The organism is Neokomagataea tanensis (assembly GCF_006542335.1).
GTDB lineage: Bacteria > Pseudomonadota > Alphaproteobacteria > Acetobacterales > Acetobacteraceae > Gluconobacter > Gluconobacter tanensis.
The window spans coordinates 552,510-568,573 of the sequence record NZ_CP032485.1 but is presented as its reverse complement, the minus strand read 5'-3'; the positions used below and the strand labels follow the sequence as shown (position 1 = coordinate 568,573).

The window sequence follows — 16,064 nt, the reverse complement described above, 5'->3', positions numbered from 1 at the left end:
GGGGGCTATGGACCCAAAGTAAAGTTTTTGTAATCAAACTTTCGGGGCGACGGTGATGTTCGGTCGCAGCATGTGACGAGGGTCAGCCACGCGGTCATATTCCTCACCGGTCATTAAGCCTAAAGCGAGTGCTGCTTCACGTGGGCTGCTCCCGGTTTCAACCGCGTGGTGTGCGACTTTTGAGGCTGCATCGTAGCCAATTGCCGGGGAGAGAGCCGTAACAAGTACCAAAGAACGATCCAGGTCTTGTTTTAGGCGGTGTTCGTTGGCTTCGATGCCTTCGATCAGAAAGCGCCGGAAATTTTCCGCGCCATCATTTAAGAGAGTTATGCCCTGCATGACGTTTTGGATTATCAGCGGTTTATAGACGTTCATGTCCAGCATACCACTGGCGCCACCAAGGCCAACCGCAACGTCATTGCTCATGACCTGTAGCGTGAGCATCGCTAGTGCTTCGGCTTGTGTCGGGTTGATTTTCCCAGGCATGATGGACGAGCCGGGTTCGTTTTCTGGCAAGTGCAGTTCGCTCAAGCCAGCACGTGGACCGCAAGCTAACAGTCGAATATCGTTTGCGATTTTAAACAGAGCACCGGCAGTTGTGCGCAAGCAGCCTGAGAGATGGACCAGCGCATCGTGCCCGCCCTGCAGAGCAAACTTGTTTTCTGCGGAAGTGAAAGCAAGGCCGGTTTGCTCTGCCAGTGCAGAGCAGGCGCGCTGGTCAAAACCTACATCCGTATTGACGCCTGTTCCCAAAGCCGTGCCACCAAGCGCGAGGGGGAGGAGGCCGTCACGTGCCGCCTCAAGGCGTTTGATGTTTTCGTCCAACATTCCGACATAGCCGTACCACTCTTGGCCAAGCGTAATGGGGACTGCGTCTTGTAAGTGGGTTCGGCCAACTTTAACGAGGTCTTTCCACGCTTCTGCTTTCGCAGCGATGGCATCGCGCAGTCGTGTAAGGGCAGGCAGGAGGCGGTGCTCGACCCCCAAAACGGCGGCAACGTGCATGGCCGTTGGAAAATTACAGTTGGTGGATTGGCCCATGTTAACGTGGTCATTCGGGTGGAGTGGTGTCTTACTCCCCAGCGGTGCGCCCGCGATTTGGCTGGCGCGGTTGGCGATGACTTCGTTAACGTTCATGTTGAATTGCGTGCCAGACCCGGTCATCCACACACGTAGGGGAAACATCGTGTCATGTTGTCCCGCGATAATTTCATCGCAGACGACGTGAATGAGGTTTGCGCTGTCTGCATCGAGGCGGCCGCTCTCGGCATTGGCGGACGCGCAGGCGTGCTTCACCAATGCGTAAGCCTCAATCATTTCGGGCGGCATAAGGTCACGGCCGATACTGAAATAATGCAGAGAGCGTTGCGTTTGCGCGCCCCAGAGAACGTTTTCGGGGACGTCGACAGCGCCCATGCCGTCCGTTTCGGTACGAAAACCTGTTGCGCTCATTATTTGTGTTTCCCTTCGCCTTTAAGCCAGCGATCTACACCAAAACGCACATGCGCGTAAAAGAAACCGACAAAGATGCCGACAAGCGCGAACAGTACTGTCCAGAGGGAGAAAGGCCGCAAAAGCAAAGAGGCCGTAGTGATGAGCGCACAGCCGCCAATCATACCGCTGATCAGTTCAATTCTGCGGGGGCCAAAATGCCGTTCAGCGCCACATTTTTCGCAAAAATCAGCGGTGTTGCGTAGTGGAGCGCGGCAGAGTGGGCAGGGTATGACGGCTGAAGTATGCGGTTGCATCACGGTGTGGTGGTATCCTTACTGTTGCTCACCAAGATCATGTTCGCCTGCAGCAATACGCGCTTCTACGGCCATGCGCCAAGGGGCATCGTTGGGCGCGGCGGCAAGCGCGCGTCGGTAGAGGTTGAGTGTATCACGATTGATGCGCCCGTCACGCTTTGCCATGGCTTCTGCAAGGTTTAAAGCAAGATCAGGAGAAAACTGCACAGCAAGAGCAGCTTGCCAATCTGCAATGGCTGCGTTTGTTAAGCCTGAGCGAAACTCCACCTGTCCCAGTAACGTATGCCCAGGCACGTAAGATGGGCTGTCAGTTGGAAACGACGCGACAGAAGTTTGTAGCTTTTGGATGAGGGCAAAAGTGTGTGCATCAGGCGCTGTATTGCGCGCAGCGAGGGGCTCAGGCGCTAAAGAGGGGTGCCCGTTGCTCAAATAGAGCAAGGCTGCGCAGCTAGGTATGCCCAACCCGAGCATGAAAAACGGCAACCATGCACTCTGCCGGGTAGCAGGCGGTGTTTTGAGAACATCTTCTACGGAGCTGTCCGCAGTGAGAAGGCGGCGTTGAATTTCCAGTTGGGCTGCTGCGTAATCGGTGTGGGACACTAAGCCAAGGTTTTTGTCACGGTCTAATTCTGTGAGCTGCCCCCTATAGAGGGCGAGCGCAGATTGGCGCGAACCCACCCGCAATTGCGCCCAGGCAAGGCCGAGAAAAACAGGCAGTAAAGCGATGAGGGTGATGAGCAGAAAGCTAACCCAACTCATTATTCGTTCTCCTGCGTGAGTGCGGCGATGCGGGTACGCTCTTCATCCGTTAAAGAATCGTTTGGTGGCGCAGTGTTGCGTTGACGGAACTGCCACCATGCCAAGGCCACACCAGATACGAGGGCTAGAGCGGGCATGATCCATAGCAGCGCTGTGGTGATGGAAAAGGGCGGCGACAGCCGTATGAATGTCCCGTACCGGTCGGTCATCCACGCCATGATTTCCTGATCGGTTTTGCCTGACTGAACCTGCTCACGCACGACATGCCGCAGGTCACGTGCGAGGGGCGCACTGCTATCTTCAATACTTTCATTTTGACAGACGAGGCAGCGCAGTTGCGCGCCGATATTTTCAGCGCGTTTTTCTTGTACAGGGTCGTGGAGCATTTCGCTCGGGCTATCAACTGCAAGCGCTAAGCCTGTTAGTCCGCCGACGAACAGAACAACGAAGAGAAGGGTGTAAAGGCGCTTCATTGGATTGCTGCCAAAAGTGGGCGGATGTCTGCGTCAAAGATGTCCGGTGTCAGCCCTGAGGCGTTGTGCCACAGAATGCGGCCACCCGGTGCGACGAGAAAAGTCTCCGGTACGCCAGTTACGCCCCAGTCAATGGCCGTGCGGCCTGTTTGGTCTGCTGCAACGCGAGCATAGGGTGAACCATCGCGTTGGATAAAAGCGGCTGCGTCATCCAGATGGTCTTTATAGGCAATGCCCCAAATGGGAATGCTTTGGGAGATGTTTCGTAATCCGGGCATTTCGGATACGCAGGGGATGCACCATGAGGCGAAGAAATTGAGCAAAATGGGCGTGTGCTGGTCCCGTAAATCAGTGGAGGAGAAGCCGTCACCAATCCCGGGTAGGCCGGGTAGGGCGAATGAGGGGATTGCGCGACCTAACTGCGGGGTGTTGACAGCGCGAGGGTCAAAACCACCATTTTCCATCCCATGCAGCATGCGCCAAAAGCCAATGCCAAGAGCGCTGGCCCCGACAATCGGAAGAGCGGTTAGAAGCTTGCGCCGTGCCGAATTCATGGCATTTTCTCCACCAGAGAAGATTTGCGTCTGGGGGCGCCTACTCGCAGGCGTCGGTCGGAAAGGGACAAGCCACCCCCAATGGCCATAATAAGTGCACCGAGCCACATCCACGGCGCCAAGGGGTTGTTATGCAGGCGCAACACATAGGTTGCCGTGCCGCTATTGTCGTGCTGGTCCCCAATAACACCATAGAGGTCAGTCATTAAGTTGGTGTGGATGGCGACTTCAGTCGTGGTCTGATGTTGGGATACGAAATCCCGTTTCTCTGGTTTGAGAGTAGCGATGACGTGGCCATGATGTCGGATGGTAATTTCCGCCTGTAGGGCGTTGTAGTTTGGTCCTTTAAAGTGACGAATATTGGTGAGTGTCCAGTCATCGCCTGCCAACTCGGTCGTGTGTCCAATGGGGACTTCAACGATAGCATGCTGGGCGCTGGACATGCCGCAAAGGCCAAGAATAGTAATACCAGCACCGATATGCGCCAGCGTTGCCCCCATGATGAACGAGGCAATGTTTTTGCGCGTGAGATGATGGAATTTACGGTGCCGTTTCGCACGCCGAGGCGGCGGATCATATCGCTGACGGATGCTGCAATGACCCATACTGCGCAAACGCCACACGCAATCGGAAGTGGCCCCGTAAAGCGCCAGAAGCAGAACGCCAGCCCGACAAGAGCGATGACCGCAGCAGGTAATAAATGCGTAAAGCTGCGTGTGATATGCGCGCGCTTCCAAGGCAGGGCGGTGCCTGCACCCATGGCGATTAAAAGTGGCAGGGTGAGGGGAATAGTAGCCGCGTCGAAAAAGGGCTTCCCGACAGAAATAGTCCGTCCCGCCAAAAGCTGCATGAAAGGCGGGTACATTGTACCCGTGACGACCACAGCGCAGATTGAGCACAGGAGAATGTTGTTTAGTACCAAAGCACCTTCGCGTGAGACTGGGGCAAACAAACCGCCAGCTGTCAGCGATGGTGCCCGCCACGCGAAGAGGCTTAATGAACCGCCAATAACCAAGGCAAGCAAGGCAAGGATGAATACGCCGCGTGCGGGGTCATTGGCAAAAGCGTGCACGGAGTTGAGGATGCCAGAGCGGACAAGGAAGGTGCCTGAAAGCGAGAATGAAAAGGTCGCGATTGCGAGGAGCACAGTCCAGATTTTGAGGCCTTCGCGCTTTTCGACGACGATTGCAGAATGAACGAGGGCCGTGCCGGTGAGCCATGGGATAAGTGAGGCATTTTCGACCGGGTCCCAGAACCAGTAACCACCCCAGCCAAGAACGTAATATGACCACCATGAGCCGAGCGCTATGCCGCAGGTGAGAAAGGCCCATGCAGCGACGGCCCAAGGGCGCACCCAGCGCCCCCAAGCGGCGTCAACGCGCCCTTCAATAAGGGCCGCGACGGCAAACGCAAACGGCACTGCAAAGCCAACGTAGCCTGTGTAAAGAATGGGTGGGTGGAATGCCAATCCGGGGTCTTGCAGTAGGGGATTCATCCCTTGCCCATCCATGGGCGCTGGGTAGACTCGGTCAAACGGATCAGATGTTAAGAGGCAGAATAATTGGAAGCCAGCAGATACGCCGCCAAGGATAGCAAGTACACGACCGCGCAGAATGTCGGGTAGGTTACGCCCAAAGAGAGAAACGGCGCCGCCGCAGAGAGCAAGGATAAGCGTCCAAAGCAGAACTGAGCCTTCATGGTTGCCCCAGACGCCTGTGATTTTGTAGAGTAAAGGCTTAGCGATTGCGGAGTTTGCAGCGACATTCTGTACGGAGAAGTCGTCATTCACAGCGCAAAGTATGAGGCTTAGAAAAGAGAGCATCAGTGCGATGAGTTGCCCGATGGCAAGAGCCGGGGCGAGGGCGACAAGGCGTTTATGTTTGGCGGTATGCGCGGCCCAAAGCGGAAGAACGCATTGTATGAATGCCAAAACGCAGCCAAGGGCGAGAGCAAAATGCCCTTCTTCAGGTCCAAGAAACATTGAGGGGCTTAACCTCCCGCTTTGGCGTTTTTGTCGGTTGCCGTCATAGTATTCCAGCTTGATGCATCAGGTGCCTTGCCAAAGCGTGGGTCCCATTTGCCGGTTCGGCGCAGTTCGTCCGCAACTTCCTTGGGCATATATGTTTCGTCATGCTTTGCGAGGACCTCGCTGGCGATGAAAGCGCCATCTGGTTTGACTGTTCCGAGGGCAACAACGCTTTGGCCCTCACGAAAAAGATCAGGTAATATGCCAGCATAGCTGACGGTTATTGCGGCTTGGCCATCAGTGATTTGAAACTGATTAATCGGTGTATTGCGGTCGAGGATACGGTGCAGAGAGCCCGCAACCACCATGCCCCCCAGACGTATGGTCCGGTCAGCGGTTGGTGGATGTGCCTTAACCTGAGAAGGCGCCATGAAAAACACGATGTTGGATGAAAACGCGCGCAAGGTTAGCCCGGCGGCTAGGCCAAGGCACACGAGGCAACTTATGACCAGCCAGAGGCGGCGTGATTTTCGGGTCATGACGCGCGTCCCCGCTGCGCTGCCGGGTTGCGACGCGTATCAATACTTGCCCAGCGTGTGCGTGAGCGGCGGAGCCTCAAAGCTGCGCCGACGCCCAGAACAAGACTTGTGCCGATGACGAGGCCATATGCTGCCACAATATATGACCAGTGGTGAGGAAGCGTCATCATAGGGGCGGGGCCTCTTCTGCCACGGTGATGGGCATGGAATGTGGTGTGCGGCGTGCACGTGAACGGGTCAAAACCTGACGCGTGCGGCTTTCATAAATGGCGGCGCTTAGGCGGGCGATAATGACAGCGCCTGTGCCAAGGCTGAAGCCAATAGTGGTGATCAGCAGAGGCCACAACATGCTCATGGACATGGTGGGGGCGCCGGTTAGGGTGATGCTGTCAGGTTGGTGCAGCGTGTTCCACCACTGAACGCTGAACTTGATGATGGGTAGATCAATGGCGCCGGCAAGAGCCAGAATGCCAGCAGCCCTTTGGCCACGTGCCGGATCATCGAACGCGCGAATGAGAGCGATATGCCCGAGATAAAGAAAGAACAAAACCAGCATGGAGGTAAGGCGTGCATCCCACACCCACCATGCACCCCACATAGGTTTGCCCCATAGGGAGCCGGTAACAAGGCACAACGCAGCGGCACAAGCACCTATAGGTCCGATTTCAATTGCAGCGAGGTCTGCCAAAGGGTGACGCCAGACGAGAGAGAGAAGTCCGCATACAGCCAAAGCGAGGTAGCATGAGGATGCCAGCCAAGCCGTCGGAACGTGGATGTACATGATCCGTACGGTATCACCCTGCTGCCAGTCAGCGGGCGCGTAGATTAATCCCCAGACAATACCGATGATAAGGAATATGATGGAAAAAATGGTGAATACGGGGAGTGCAACGCGGGCAAGGCGCAAAAATTGACCAGGGTTTGCGTAGCGGTGCAGTAAGTTGGGCGTTGGTCGCACTGTGTCTCGTATCTCCGTTGCGCCAGGGCTTGTCCCGAATAGTCCTAACCGGTTTTCGCTGGAAGAGGTAAGTTGCCTCTTTTTCCCTATGACTCTTATCACAATAATCGTGAGCAGTGGTGTATCGTCGTTCTTAAAAGGTATTTCAGATGATGTGCGAAGGAGAGCAATGAAATGGCGTATTGGTTGATCAAATCAGAACCAGAAGCATTCTCATGGGATGAGCAGGTCCGCAATGATGTGGAACCTTGGACAGGTGTCCGTAATTACCAAGCACGCAATAATCTTGCCGCTATGCGCTGCGGTGACTTGGCTTTATTTTACCACTCTGTCAGTGAGAAGCAGATTGTTGGCGTTGTGGAGGTTGTTAAAGAGGCTTACCCCGACCCGACAACGCAGGATGAACGGTGGGTTTGTGTTGATGTCCGTGCCAAAGGTGCGTTTTTGACACCCGTTACACTCGCTGAGATCAAAGCCGATCCGGCCTTGGTTGAGATGGCACTGTTGAAGCAATCGCGTTTATCCGTTGCTCCTGTTACGCATATCGAGTTTCAGTATCTCACCCATCTTGGGGGATGGGTTGCAGCGCAGTGATTGAAACGGAGATCATCTCCGCTCTAATCACTGGCCGCTAGACTTAGTGAATGTTCGATGCATCGCCATTAATGAGCAGGTCGGTTGAGCCTTTTGTTGGCTGGCCTGCGTAGCTGCTGGGCGTGCGGTCGCTTTGGTAGGGCGATATGACCGGAGCGTTGAACTTAACAGGCATGCCAAACACGCTGAAATGTGAAGGCAGATTGTTCGAGCCATTTGTGCGCTGCTGTGCATCTGAGCCCGGGAGGCCCAGCGGAGCATGGGTCCGGACTTGTGCGCTAAAATTGCTCAGTGTTGCTTCTGTATCTTCGACAGCAGTGTAGCCGTGAGGAGGAGGCGGTGCACCGCCATCAGGTAGTGCTACCTGCTCTACGGGTGTCAGGGGTTTGCTCGGTGTGTTGTTGAGCATGTGGCCAGTACTGGGGGAAGTATCGGCAGTGCCTTTGGCTTCGTAGCGTGATGATGTGCCGCAAAAGCTGCTTGCGGGATGATGCTTGCAGAACTGCTGAGCAGAAGGGCGGTCGCTGCGAGTTTTGCGAGAAAAGCTGGGGCGGCGTTTCTGTAAAAAGCGATGGTCATGCTACCGTCCTTCATGGGGGGATAACGGGCCTGATTGCCAAGTTTCCCAATACTGTATGAAACCTGCTATCCACTAAACGGTTTCCCGTCCAATAAACAGGAGTTTTGACCGTCATGACTGTAACGAATGGCGCACAGCTTCCGTCTAGCGAGTTTGTCTCGAAGGCGCTGGATGGTGAGGCTCTGGCACAACTGCAAGCTGCACTGGCGCGCGTTGAGCAGGGGCGCGGGGTTTTGGTCCGTCTTGCGGATTTAATGGGTGGAGCGGTCGGTCAGGCCACGCGGATCGGTCTGCGCGGTTTGGGTATGGCTCCTTCTGTTCAACAACGAATCGAAAACGCAGCGGAGAAGGCGCTCCGCCACGCATTTGATATTGCCATTGTTGGTATGGCTAAAGCGCCTGACGTTGCTCCTGCCCCTTGGCGTGAGAATGCAAGTCAGGCTGTGGTTGCTGTTTCTGGTGCACTTGGTGGCTTCGGCGGTATTTTTGGGCTGGCTCCAGATATCGGCGTAACGACACTGACCATCATGCGTGAGATTGCGCGGATAGCACGGGAGGAGGGCGAGGACCTCTCTTCTGAGGAGGCGCGCCGGGCTTGTTTGGAAGTCTTTGCTTTGCGCAGTTTCCCATCACGGAACAGCGATGAAGAGGGCGAGTTGGGCTTCTTCTCGGCGCGCGCTTTGTTGCGAGGGCGCCCGATCGTTATGCTCATTTCTGAGGTTGCAGCCCATTACGGTATAGGGCTCTCGCGGAAGTTTGCTTTGCAGATGGTGCCGGTTGCTGGCGCGTTGTGTGGGGCTTCGCTTAATGCTGCGTTCTTATCGCACTACAGGGCTCTTGCTCGCGCGCATTTCACCATACGGCGCTTGGAACGGACGCATGGTCGTGCTGTGCATGAAGCTGCTGTGGATATGCATGCGGCAGGGCCGCAGGCATCTGAGGCGTTCTAGAGTGGGGTTTAATCTAGGATTTACGGCTTAGAGTAAAAATCTCGAAAATTGCTGTAACTAAACACCCCGTCAGCATGAATTTTCCTAAAAGAAGCATCAGCGGGGTAGCATCTGGTTGTATCAGGCAAACGAGGGCGGCAAGAACGGCACCGGCAAGATAGACAAAAGCGAGCGGCATGTTGGGAATCCCCTGATTATGGTCTGGGCAAAGATGTGCCGTTTTGTTGTGCCTATCATAGGCGGCTCTTAAAGTACTAGCGGACCTTATTGGAAGTGGGGCGTATGACAGGAACGGTGTTAGAGCAACTGACACCTGAGCTACTCATGCAGGCTTATGCGGCGGGCGTGTTTCCTATGGCACCTGACCGTGAGAGCGATGACGTAGCTTGGTATAGCCCTGAAGAGAGGGGCATCATTCCTTTAGATGGCATGGCAGTGCCGCGCCGTCTAATGCGGACGATACGTTCAGGCGCTTACACAGTAACTTCAGACAAAGACTTCCGTGCTGTAATTCGTGCGTGTGCTGAGCCTGCGCCGGGGCGCGAGGAGACGTGGATTAGCGAGCGTTTACAGCATCTCTATGAAGCACTTTTTGCCCTCGGCCATGCTCATTCGGTAGAAGTCTGGTCAGGCACGGCTTTGGTTGGCGGGCTCTATGGCGTTTCGCTGGGCGGTGTGTTCTGTGGGGAGAGCATGTTCTCTCGTATGCGTGACGTGTCCAAAGTGGCGCTTGTTCATCTGGTTGCGGGGTTACGTAAAGGGGGATTTCGGTTGCTGGACACGCAGTACACGACTCCCCATTTGTTGAGCTTGGGAGGAGTTGGCATCTCCGGTGAGCAATACCATACGCTTTTAGCCGAAGCGTTGCCGGTACGCGCATCATGGCCAGATGATTTTGGTTTTTCCGCTTTGTGTGGGGAAATTAATGCACTTCACCCTTCGAAAGGAGTACAGGCATGAACCTGTTTCAACCTACAGTATCGCTGGCGCTGCGTCGGGTGATGTATGCGGCGGCTTTTGTAAGCGGTGTGAGCGTTTGGAGCCAGCCGGCGCTCGCTGCAACGCAGGGCGACCACCCCCGTCTGGCGCCGATGAAAGATGTAACAGTCGTCTATCATCTGGCACCGCAAATGATGCCAAAAGCAGGCGATGCACAACAAAAGAACAAGGATGTAAAAGTCGCGTTTTCAGGCTCGGGCGATTGGGTGCGTATCGACTCAGCAGATGGGCGGGGCGTTACCATTTTGGATAGGCCGCATGGTGTGGTTACGCTGATCATGCTTGAGCAGCACCTCTATACCCAGTTGCACCCACAGCATGGTCTGCACAATCCGTTCTTGCTTGACCTGTCGATGAATTATACCCGCTCCGGGCATGACATTATTGCTGGTGTACCGTGTGTTAAATGGAGCATTTCTAATACACACGGCAAAGCAGAAGCCTGCGTAACAGAGGACGGGGTTATCCTGTCGGAAAATGGCGTCGACGCTGATGGCGCAGAGGGAGCGATAAAAGCTGTTTCTGTATCATACCATGATTTGCCGAGTTCAATCTTCGCTCCGCCGGATGGGTTTCACCCTCTAACGATTAAGCCGCATCCAGTTGGGGCACCTGTTTCTGGTGGAGCGGCCGTGCCGTCGGCAAATACTCCTGCTGTGCCTAGTGGGGCACCCGAGGGAGGGGAGCCGCCTGTTTCTGACGACTCAGCGACGGATGGAACTGTCTCACAGCCAGACCAACCTCCCAGCACTTCTGCAAAAGCGCCGACGGAAGGGCCTGTCCCCGGTGTGGGTGGCGGCCAATGAAGACGTTCGCTCTCGGCTTGGCGCTTGGTCTTTCAGGTGTAGGCATGTGCCATGCTGCCGAGCAGAGTGCATCTGTACAAAGCGCCAGCCCTTTGTCTGCTCCTTACGTAACGCCTGGTGTAGATGCCGATATTGACTATGTCATGAACGGCCCCAAAGGCCAGAAAATGCACCAGAGAATGCGCTGGAGCGCGGCTTTGCTGCGGCAAAGGGTAGAACTGGAGGGTTCTGCTACCGTGATGCTGACTGATTACCGGAACCATAAACTAATGGTGCTTAATACGGTTGACCATAGCGCAACCGTTGTGGCGGCTCCGGGGGATTCGTTTACACCGCCGGGCGTGTCAGCGCCGGGAGAGTGGCGGCAAGTCGGTCCGGCAGTGATTGCGGGGCAGCAATGCATTGTGTGGGAAAGTGGCGACAACGCTAAGCAGCCGACGGATTTTTGTTACACCGCAGACGGTCTCCTGCTTGGCGCGACGCAAGGTGGACGCCTTGTTGTGCAGGCGCATAGTGTGACCCGCTCCCCGCAGGATACCAGCCTTTTTGACCCGCCTTTAGGCTATCACAGGCAGGATCATTAAGCGGTTTTGCGGGGCTGAAAGCCTTCAGTGTGCGGTTGTTACAATTTCGTAGGGTCTTGCCACGATCCGTGCCTTTTTCCGCCATGATCTAGGGGCAATATAAGAAACATAAGAGGGATATCAGCAGAGTTGATGTCCGATCGGGACGGTCCCATCTCATAGGTAGATAATCCGTCCCAACGTAAACGAAGGAGAATGGCCATGCGTCGTTTCAAACGTGCTGCTGTGGCTGCTGTTTCAGTACTCGCTCTGTCTGCGGCAATTATTCCCGGTGCCGTTGTACCTCATGCACAAGCTCATGGCTGGGGTGGCCCGGGAAGAGGCTATGCCGGTCCCGGCTGGGGCGGTGGTAACCCCGGTTGGAGAGGCGGTCCGCCAGCAATGGGTGGATGGCATCGTCACAACAACACTGGTGCAGTTATCGGTGGTATCTTAGGAGGCTTGGCTATTGGAGCCGTTGGTGGAGCGATGTTGAGCAACTCTGCACCGCCACCTGTCGTCTATGGCCCGCCAGCACCGCCAGTTGTGTATGCAGCTCCGCGCGTCATTTATGGCCCACCCGCACCGCCAGTAGTGTACGCGCCACCACCTCCACCTGTGGTGTATTCTGCGCCGCCTGTCGTGATGTACCCAGGGTATTGATACAGTTGTGAGTACCTTTGTCTTGATTAGGCAAAGGTACTCAGGCAATGATTATTTCCATGACTGATACTGCGTTGAAATTGGGCGATCATGTGCCCGACCTTTCTCTGAACTTGGCCGACGGCCGCGTCTTGAGTAGCGCGGATCTGGCTGGGCGTCCTTACCTTCTTTATTTTTATCCGAAGGCTGATACGCCCGGCTGCACGACGCAGGCCTGTTCCATTCGGGACCATAAGGCTAGCCTCGCCAGTCTTGGGTTAACCGTCATTGGTGTAAGCCCAGACCCAATAGCGAAAATTCAGAAATTCGAGGCAAAATACGCCTTGGATTTCCCTCTGGCATCTGATGAAGACCACAGTATAGCTGAGGTTTTTGGTACATGGGTTGAGAAATCTATGTATGGGCGCAAGTATATGGGAATGGAGCGCAGCTCTTTCCTGGTCGACAGCGCAGGCGTAATCCGCTTTATCTGGCGCAACGTTAAGCCCGCCGAGCACGTTCAGCTCGTAACGGAGGCCATGGCGCAACTCGGCTGAGTGCTGCCTCTCCCGCGTGTAAGAGTTTGGGCCGGCAGGGTGCCTTAGCGCCTTGCTGGTTTTGACGTTGATCCAGAGGAGCCGGAGCGCCGGTTTTTTGTTTGCATGGCCCTCGTCACCGGCATTCACCACAATCCCACATCCATGACCTTTTAGAGCACGGTCGACGTTTCCGCGGCGGTGTGCACTTGCCAAAGCACTGGCATGTCGCGCGTTGGGTCTGCTTGGTGTTGATTGTGCCCTGCGCTTTGGCTGCGGTGAGTGGCGCGGTGCTGGCATGGCGCTTGGCGCACGGACCCTTGGAGGTTACGCGTCTCTCTCACCTTATGGGGCCCATCCCTGTTGTTGGTGGGCGGATTCCTGGCCACCCAGCAGGGATGCTGGCTTGGGAGCGGCTGTTCCTGCAATGGCAGCCCGCTCGTGACGGTGTACCAGCGGGTATTATGTTGGAAGCGCACTGCCTGACTATCCGGGGGCTGGATGGAAAAATAGCCGAAACAGCAGGTGAGATTGATAGCGTTCTATCGTTAAGCCCTTTGCTTCATGGAGTTATCGCACCACGCCGATTGCGGATACAGCATACGCATATTGCTCTACGCTCAACGGCTAACGGCGCGTTAGAGCTGGATTTGCCAGAGCAAGGACATAAAGGGCGTGGTGTTCCTACGCAACTCGACCGGCTGGGTGTGCTTGATATCCATGATGTGACTGTATCCGTAAAAGGCTTGTTACCTGATGAGATCGTTGCGCTCGGCCCTGTAGAGGCTCATGGCGTATGCAAGATGCATGACGGTAAAGAGTGCGCGTGGGTTGGGCGGTGGAAGAGCAACCTCACGCTCGGAACAGCCCACACGCAGCTCAGCGCGGAAGGCAAAGAGCAAGAAAATATGGGCGCGTGGCATTTTGCTATGACGCCAACCGACCCTTCCGCCTTGGGGGCAGTGCTACCGCTGGCAGGGCAGTGGAAGTTACCTATAGCGCTGGAGGGTGACGCGCTGTTGGCGTCACGGGGCTTTGAAGCAAGGCCCGTGCGGGCTGGTCTTACTGTTCAACTCGGAGAGGGTGAGGTTGAACAGGTGCAGGGCAATCCCATTCACATCGTTAAAGGCGGTGCGCGTATTGGGGTAGAAATGCAGCATCCGGGCTTTTCCGGTCCTGTGAAAGTGAGCGTGCAAGAGGCTACTCTCGCCGTACAAGACAGCGCTGGTCATATCACGCACCTTACTGCGCATGGTGAAGGCAGCGCGGATGGACTGAAAAATCCAAGGCAAATTGACGGGCAGGCAAGTGCAGAAATAGATGCGCTTGATCTGGAGCATTTAGGTACGATCTGGCCGTTGCGTTTTATGAAAGGCGCACGTCAGTGGGTGACGCGTAATTTGACATCAGGTCAAGGTCATAAAATGACGCTGACCTCGCATATTCATTCGGAGCGCGGGTTTGATGGCATCAGGCCAACACTCATGGATGGGCATTTCACAGCGGATGATGTGACGGTTCATTGGCTGCGTCCTGTTCCGCCAGCAGAGCATGCAAGTGCCTCGCTACATTTTGATGGCCCTGAGACCTTGGTTATTGACGTCGTCCATGGGCAGCAGAAAACCTCCTCTGGAATGTTGTATGTTCCTGATGGCGCCGTTCGCATTGAGCATCTGTATGATCGTGGCCCTCCAGCGCAAATAGCGGTGCATGTTCTGGGGCCGCTAGCAGCAATTCATGAGGTGTTGCTCCACCCGCGTTTGCATTTATTGTCCCAGCATCCTTTACCTTTTACCGATTACGCAGGGGCATTTGATGGGCACTTAATGCTCTCCATGCCTTTGTTACCGAATATTCGTGATGATGCGATACGGGTCAGCGTTGACGTGGCGTTTCATGATGTAGGGCTTGGGAACGTGCTTCTCGGGCGGCGTTTGGATGCGGCAAAGGGTACATTGCGGGCAACGGAAGATAGTCTCTCGGTAAATGGGACTGGCCGCATGTCAGGCATTCCGATTGAGGCGGAAGTTGTGGAGGCGTTGCGGCCATCTAATGGGCAAAGCGTCACGCAGGATATTACAGCCCGAGCGACAATTTCTCCGGCGCAGGCTGCGCGGGCAGGTCTGCCGGTGCCGGGCTTTGACCGTGGGCAGTTGGCGCTTTTGGCGCATTATACGCAGTTGGCATCCCGGCAGGCCGATGTTGCGCTCAGTGCAGATTTGACAGATGCCGCAATCAGTTTCCCCGTATGGTCAAAACCTATCGGCGAGCATGCACAAATTGCTGCCCATTTGGGGCTTGTGGGCAATGAGTTGAACGCTCTTGATGGCTTGCAGGCTCATGGTCGCAGCTTGGATGTGGCGGGACGAGCTTTTGTGGAGCAGGGGCATGTTCGTCGTGTCGTGGCGGAAGGTTTTCGCATAGGGCGTAGTCTTGGTTCTGCCCAGATAGATCTGCCTCTTACCGATGCGGGGACGTATGGTGTGCATGTTAAAGCGGACCCGCTTGACCTAACGCCGGTCCTTGCACAGTTGAACGCGCCGAAAACTGTGCCAAGTCAGGGCTGTGCAACGTGTGGGGGGCAGCAGCCTTCCCGTGGGGGTGGTCTATTTCGCTGGATGCACCGCATGTTTATTTCTCATCTGCGGGAGTGATGACTGGGGTACGTGCCCAGATGGAGCTGAAGGCCGGCCAATTGAGGACCGCGCATTTTGCTATGGAGACGCCCAGCCGCGTGCGTGGGATTTTGGCGGATGCCAAGACTGAGCAGCCTTTCGTTTTGGATATTGGGAATGTGGGTACGCTGCTGAGCGGGCTGGGTTTGTTTGACCGAATAAAGGGTGGTGTGGCGCATCTTGATGGGCAGTTTAAGAATGGTGACAAATTGTCCGGCAGCGCCGGGGTTGGCTTAGGTTTGCCGCCTTTTATCGGGCATGTTGAAATTGGTGCTTTCGATGTTTTGAAGCCACCATTGGCTGTGACGGTAGCATCGGGGCTGTCGCCGTTACACTGGGCGAGCACCCGGACGGATCGTTTCGCCATTCAGCATTTTGCCAGCAAACTCTCACTGGCTAATGGGCAAGTCGGCCTGCGGGATGGTACAATAGGAAATGAAGCTTTGGGTGCTACGCTTGAAGGGCAGATCGGTGTAACCGATACGGCACTCGCTCTTGATGGAACAATCATTCCTTTGTTTGGTTTGAATGCGATGCCGGGGCATTTGCCGGGTGTAGGAAAGCTTTTCAGCCCGGAAAAAAATGGTGGATTGCTCGCAGCAACGTTTCGGGTGCGCGGCAAGTTGGCAGAACCAGCTCTGACCATTAACCCATTTACGATTTTGTTGCCGGGAGCCCTTCGTAAGCTGGTGCACTAAAACTTCAAATTTAATGATTATGAG

Annotated in this window: 20 protein-coding genes and 1 pseudogene; 9 read left to right on the top strand and 12 right to left on the bottom strand. The window is 55.3% G+C overall.

The genetic code is table 11. The features are described 5' to 3' along the window. Window positions 1-33: 33 nt before the first annotated feature. The 9 genes and pseudogenes from D5366_RS02660 to D5366_RS02625 form a co-directional block, all read right to left on the bottom strand. Window positions 34-1,452, bottom strand: coding sequence for a class II fumarate hydratase (locus tag D5366_RS02660; RefSeq protein ID WP_141492187.1), 1,419 nt, complete (start codon window positions 1,450-1,452; stop codon window positions 34-36). Beyond that, a complete protein-coding gene (locus tag D5366_RS02655; RefSeq protein ID WP_240775371.1) occupies window positions 1,452-1,748 on the bottom strand; it encodes a hypothetical protein in 297 nt (98 codons plus the stop codon). The genes D5366_RS02660 and D5366_RS02655 overlap by 1 nt, the downstream gene beginning before the upstream one ends. A gap of 18 nt (window positions 1,749-1,766) precedes the next feature. After that, window positions 1,767-2,507 carry a c-type cytochrome biogenesis protein CcmI gene (gene ccmI, locus D5366_RS02650; protein WP_141492185.1) on the bottom strand — a complete coding sequence of 247 codons (741 nt, stop codon included), beginning with the start codon at window positions 2,505-2,507 and terminating at the stop codon, window positions 1,767-1,769. Next, the gene (locus D5366_RS02645; protein ID WP_141492184.1) at window positions 2,507-2,980 is read right to left on the bottom strand and encodes a cytochrome c-type biogenesis protein; all 474 of its coding nucleotides are present in this window, start codon (window positions 2,978-2,980) and stop codon (window positions 2,507-2,509) included. The genes ccmI and D5366_RS02645 overlap by 1 nt, the downstream gene beginning before the upstream one ends. Beyond that, window positions 2,977-3,534: a DsbE family thiol:disulfide interchange protein gene (locus D5366_RS02640; RefSeq protein WP_141492183.1), complete on the bottom strand. Its 558-nt coding sequence runs from the start codon at window positions 3,532-3,534 to the stop codon at window positions 2,977-2,979. Before D5366_RS02640 ends, D5366_RS02645 begins: the two co-directional genes overlap by 4 nt. After that, a pseudogene (locus D5366_RS02635) lies at window positions 3,531-5,356 on the bottom strand (heme lyase CcmF/NrfE family subunit). Before D5366_RS02635 ends, D5366_RS02640 begins: the two are co-directional and overlap by 4 nt. 167 nt (window positions 5,357-5,523) lie before the next feature. After that, window positions 5,524-6,039, bottom strand: coding sequence for a cytochrome c maturation protein CcmE (gene ccmE / locus D5366_RS02630; protein WP_141492182.1), 516 nt, complete (start codon window positions 6,037-6,039; stop codon window positions 5,524-5,526). Then, window positions 6,036-6,209: a hypothetical protein gene (locus D5366_RS11770; RefSeq protein WP_170211016.1), complete on the bottom strand. Its 174-nt coding sequence runs from the start codon at window positions 6,207-6,209 to the stop codon at window positions 6,036-6,038. Before D5366_RS11770 ends, ccmE begins: the two co-directional genes overlap by 4 nt. Continuing rightward, entirely contained in the window at window positions 6,206-6,997 is a 792-nt protein-coding gene (locus tag D5366_RS02625) for a heme ABC transporter permease (RefSeq protein WP_141492181.1), read from the bottom strand. Before D5366_RS02625 ends, D5366_RS11770 begins: the two co-directional genes overlap by 4 nt. Window positions 6,998-7,171: 174 nt before the next feature. On the opposite strand from D5366_RS02625, the gene D5366_RS02620 reads away from it, so the two are divergent. Then, window positions 7,172-7,591 (top strand): EVE domain-containing protein, encoded by a 420-nt coding sequence (locus tag D5366_RS02620; RefSeq protein ID WP_141492180.1) that lies wholly within the window; start codon window positions 7,172-7,174, stop codon window positions 7,589-7,591. A gap of 43 nt (window positions 7,592-7,634) precedes the next feature. Here the strand turns inward: D5366_RS02620 and D5366_RS02615 are convergent, their stop codons facing one another. Together D5366_RS02615 and D5366_RS02610 are read right to left on the bottom strand one after the other, a co-directional pair. Next, a complete protein-coding gene (locus tag D5366_RS02615) occupies window positions 7,635-8,000 on the bottom strand; it encodes a hypothetical protein (protein ID WP_141492179.1) in 366 nt (121 codons plus the stop codon). Next, on the bottom strand, window positions 7,970-8,170 hold the full coding sequence (locus D5366_RS02610; protein WP_141492178.1) for a hypothetical protein: 201 nt from the start codon (window positions 8,168-8,170) through the stop codon (window positions 7,970-7,972). Before D5366_RS02610 ends, D5366_RS02615 begins: the two co-directional genes overlap by 31 nt. Window positions 8,171-8,284: 114 nt before the next feature. Here D5366_RS02610 and D5366_RS02605 point away from each other — a divergent pair, with 114 nt between their 5' ends. Continuing rightward, entirely contained in the window at window positions 8,285-9,121 is an 837-nt protein-coding gene (locus tag D5366_RS02605; RefSeq protein WP_141492177.1) for an EcsC family protein, read from the top strand. Window positions 9,122-9,134: 13 nt separating this feature from the next. Here D5366_RS02605 and D5366_RS11765 read toward each other — a convergent pair whose 3' ends face one another. Then, on the bottom strand, window positions 9,135-9,299 hold the full coding sequence (locus tag D5366_RS11765; RefSeq protein ID WP_170211031.1) for a hypothetical protein: 165 nt from the start codon (window positions 9,297-9,299) through the stop codon (window positions 9,135-9,137). A gap of 104 nt (window positions 9,300-9,403) precedes the next feature. Between D5366_RS11765 and aat the strand changes: the two genes are divergently transcribed. The 7 genes from aat to D5366_RS02570 all read left to right on the top strand — a co-directional run bounded on the left by aat (window position 9,404) and on the right by D5366_RS02570 (window position 16,040). Beyond that, window positions 9,404-10,081 carry a leucyl/phenylalanyl-tRNA--protein transferase gene (gene aat / locus D5366_RS02600; protein WP_141492176.1) on the top strand — a complete coding sequence of 226 codons (678 nt, stop codon included), beginning with the start codon at window positions 9,404-9,406 and terminating at the stop codon, window positions 10,079-10,081. Continuing rightward, window positions 10,078-10,926, top strand: a complete 849-nt coding sequence (locus D5366_RS02595; RefSeq protein WP_141492175.1) for a hypothetical protein — start codon at window positions 10,078-10,080, stop codon at window positions 10,924-10,926. The genes aat and D5366_RS02595 overlap by 4 nt, the downstream gene beginning before the upstream one ends. Next, window positions 10,923-11,510, top strand: coding sequence for a hypothetical protein (locus D5366_RS02590; RefSeq protein WP_141492174.1), 588 nt, complete (start codon window positions 10,923-10,925; stop codon window positions 11,508-11,510). Before D5366_RS02595 ends, D5366_RS02590 begins: the two co-directional genes overlap by 4 nt. 201 nt (window positions 11,511-11,711) lie before the next feature. Next, window positions 11,712-12,152: a hypothetical protein gene (locus tag D5366_RS02585; RefSeq protein ID WP_141492173.1), complete on the top strand. Its 441-nt coding sequence runs from the start codon at window positions 11,712-11,714 to the stop codon at window positions 12,150-12,152. Window positions 12,153-12,211: 59 nt separating this feature from the next. Then, on the top strand, window positions 12,212-12,688 hold the full coding sequence (gene bcp, locus D5366_RS02580) for a thioredoxin-dependent thiol peroxidase (protein WP_141492172.1): 477 nt from the start codon (window positions 12,212-12,214) through the stop codon (window positions 12,686-12,688). 101 nt (window positions 12,689-12,789) lie between these two features. Continuing rightward, complete coding sequence (locus D5366_RS02575; RefSeq protein WP_141492171.1) at window positions 12,790-15,321, top strand: YhdP family protein; 2,532 nt, start codon at window positions 12,790-12,792, stop codon at window positions 15,319-15,321. Continuing rightward, a complete protein-coding gene (locus D5366_RS02570; protein ID WP_141492170.1) occupies window positions 15,321-16,040 on the top strand; it encodes an AsmA-like C-terminal region-containing protein in 720 nt (239 codons plus the stop codon). The genes D5366_RS02575 and D5366_RS02570 overlap by 1 nt, the downstream gene beginning before the upstream one ends. The last annotated feature ends 24 nt before the right edge of the window (window positions 16,041-16,064 follow it).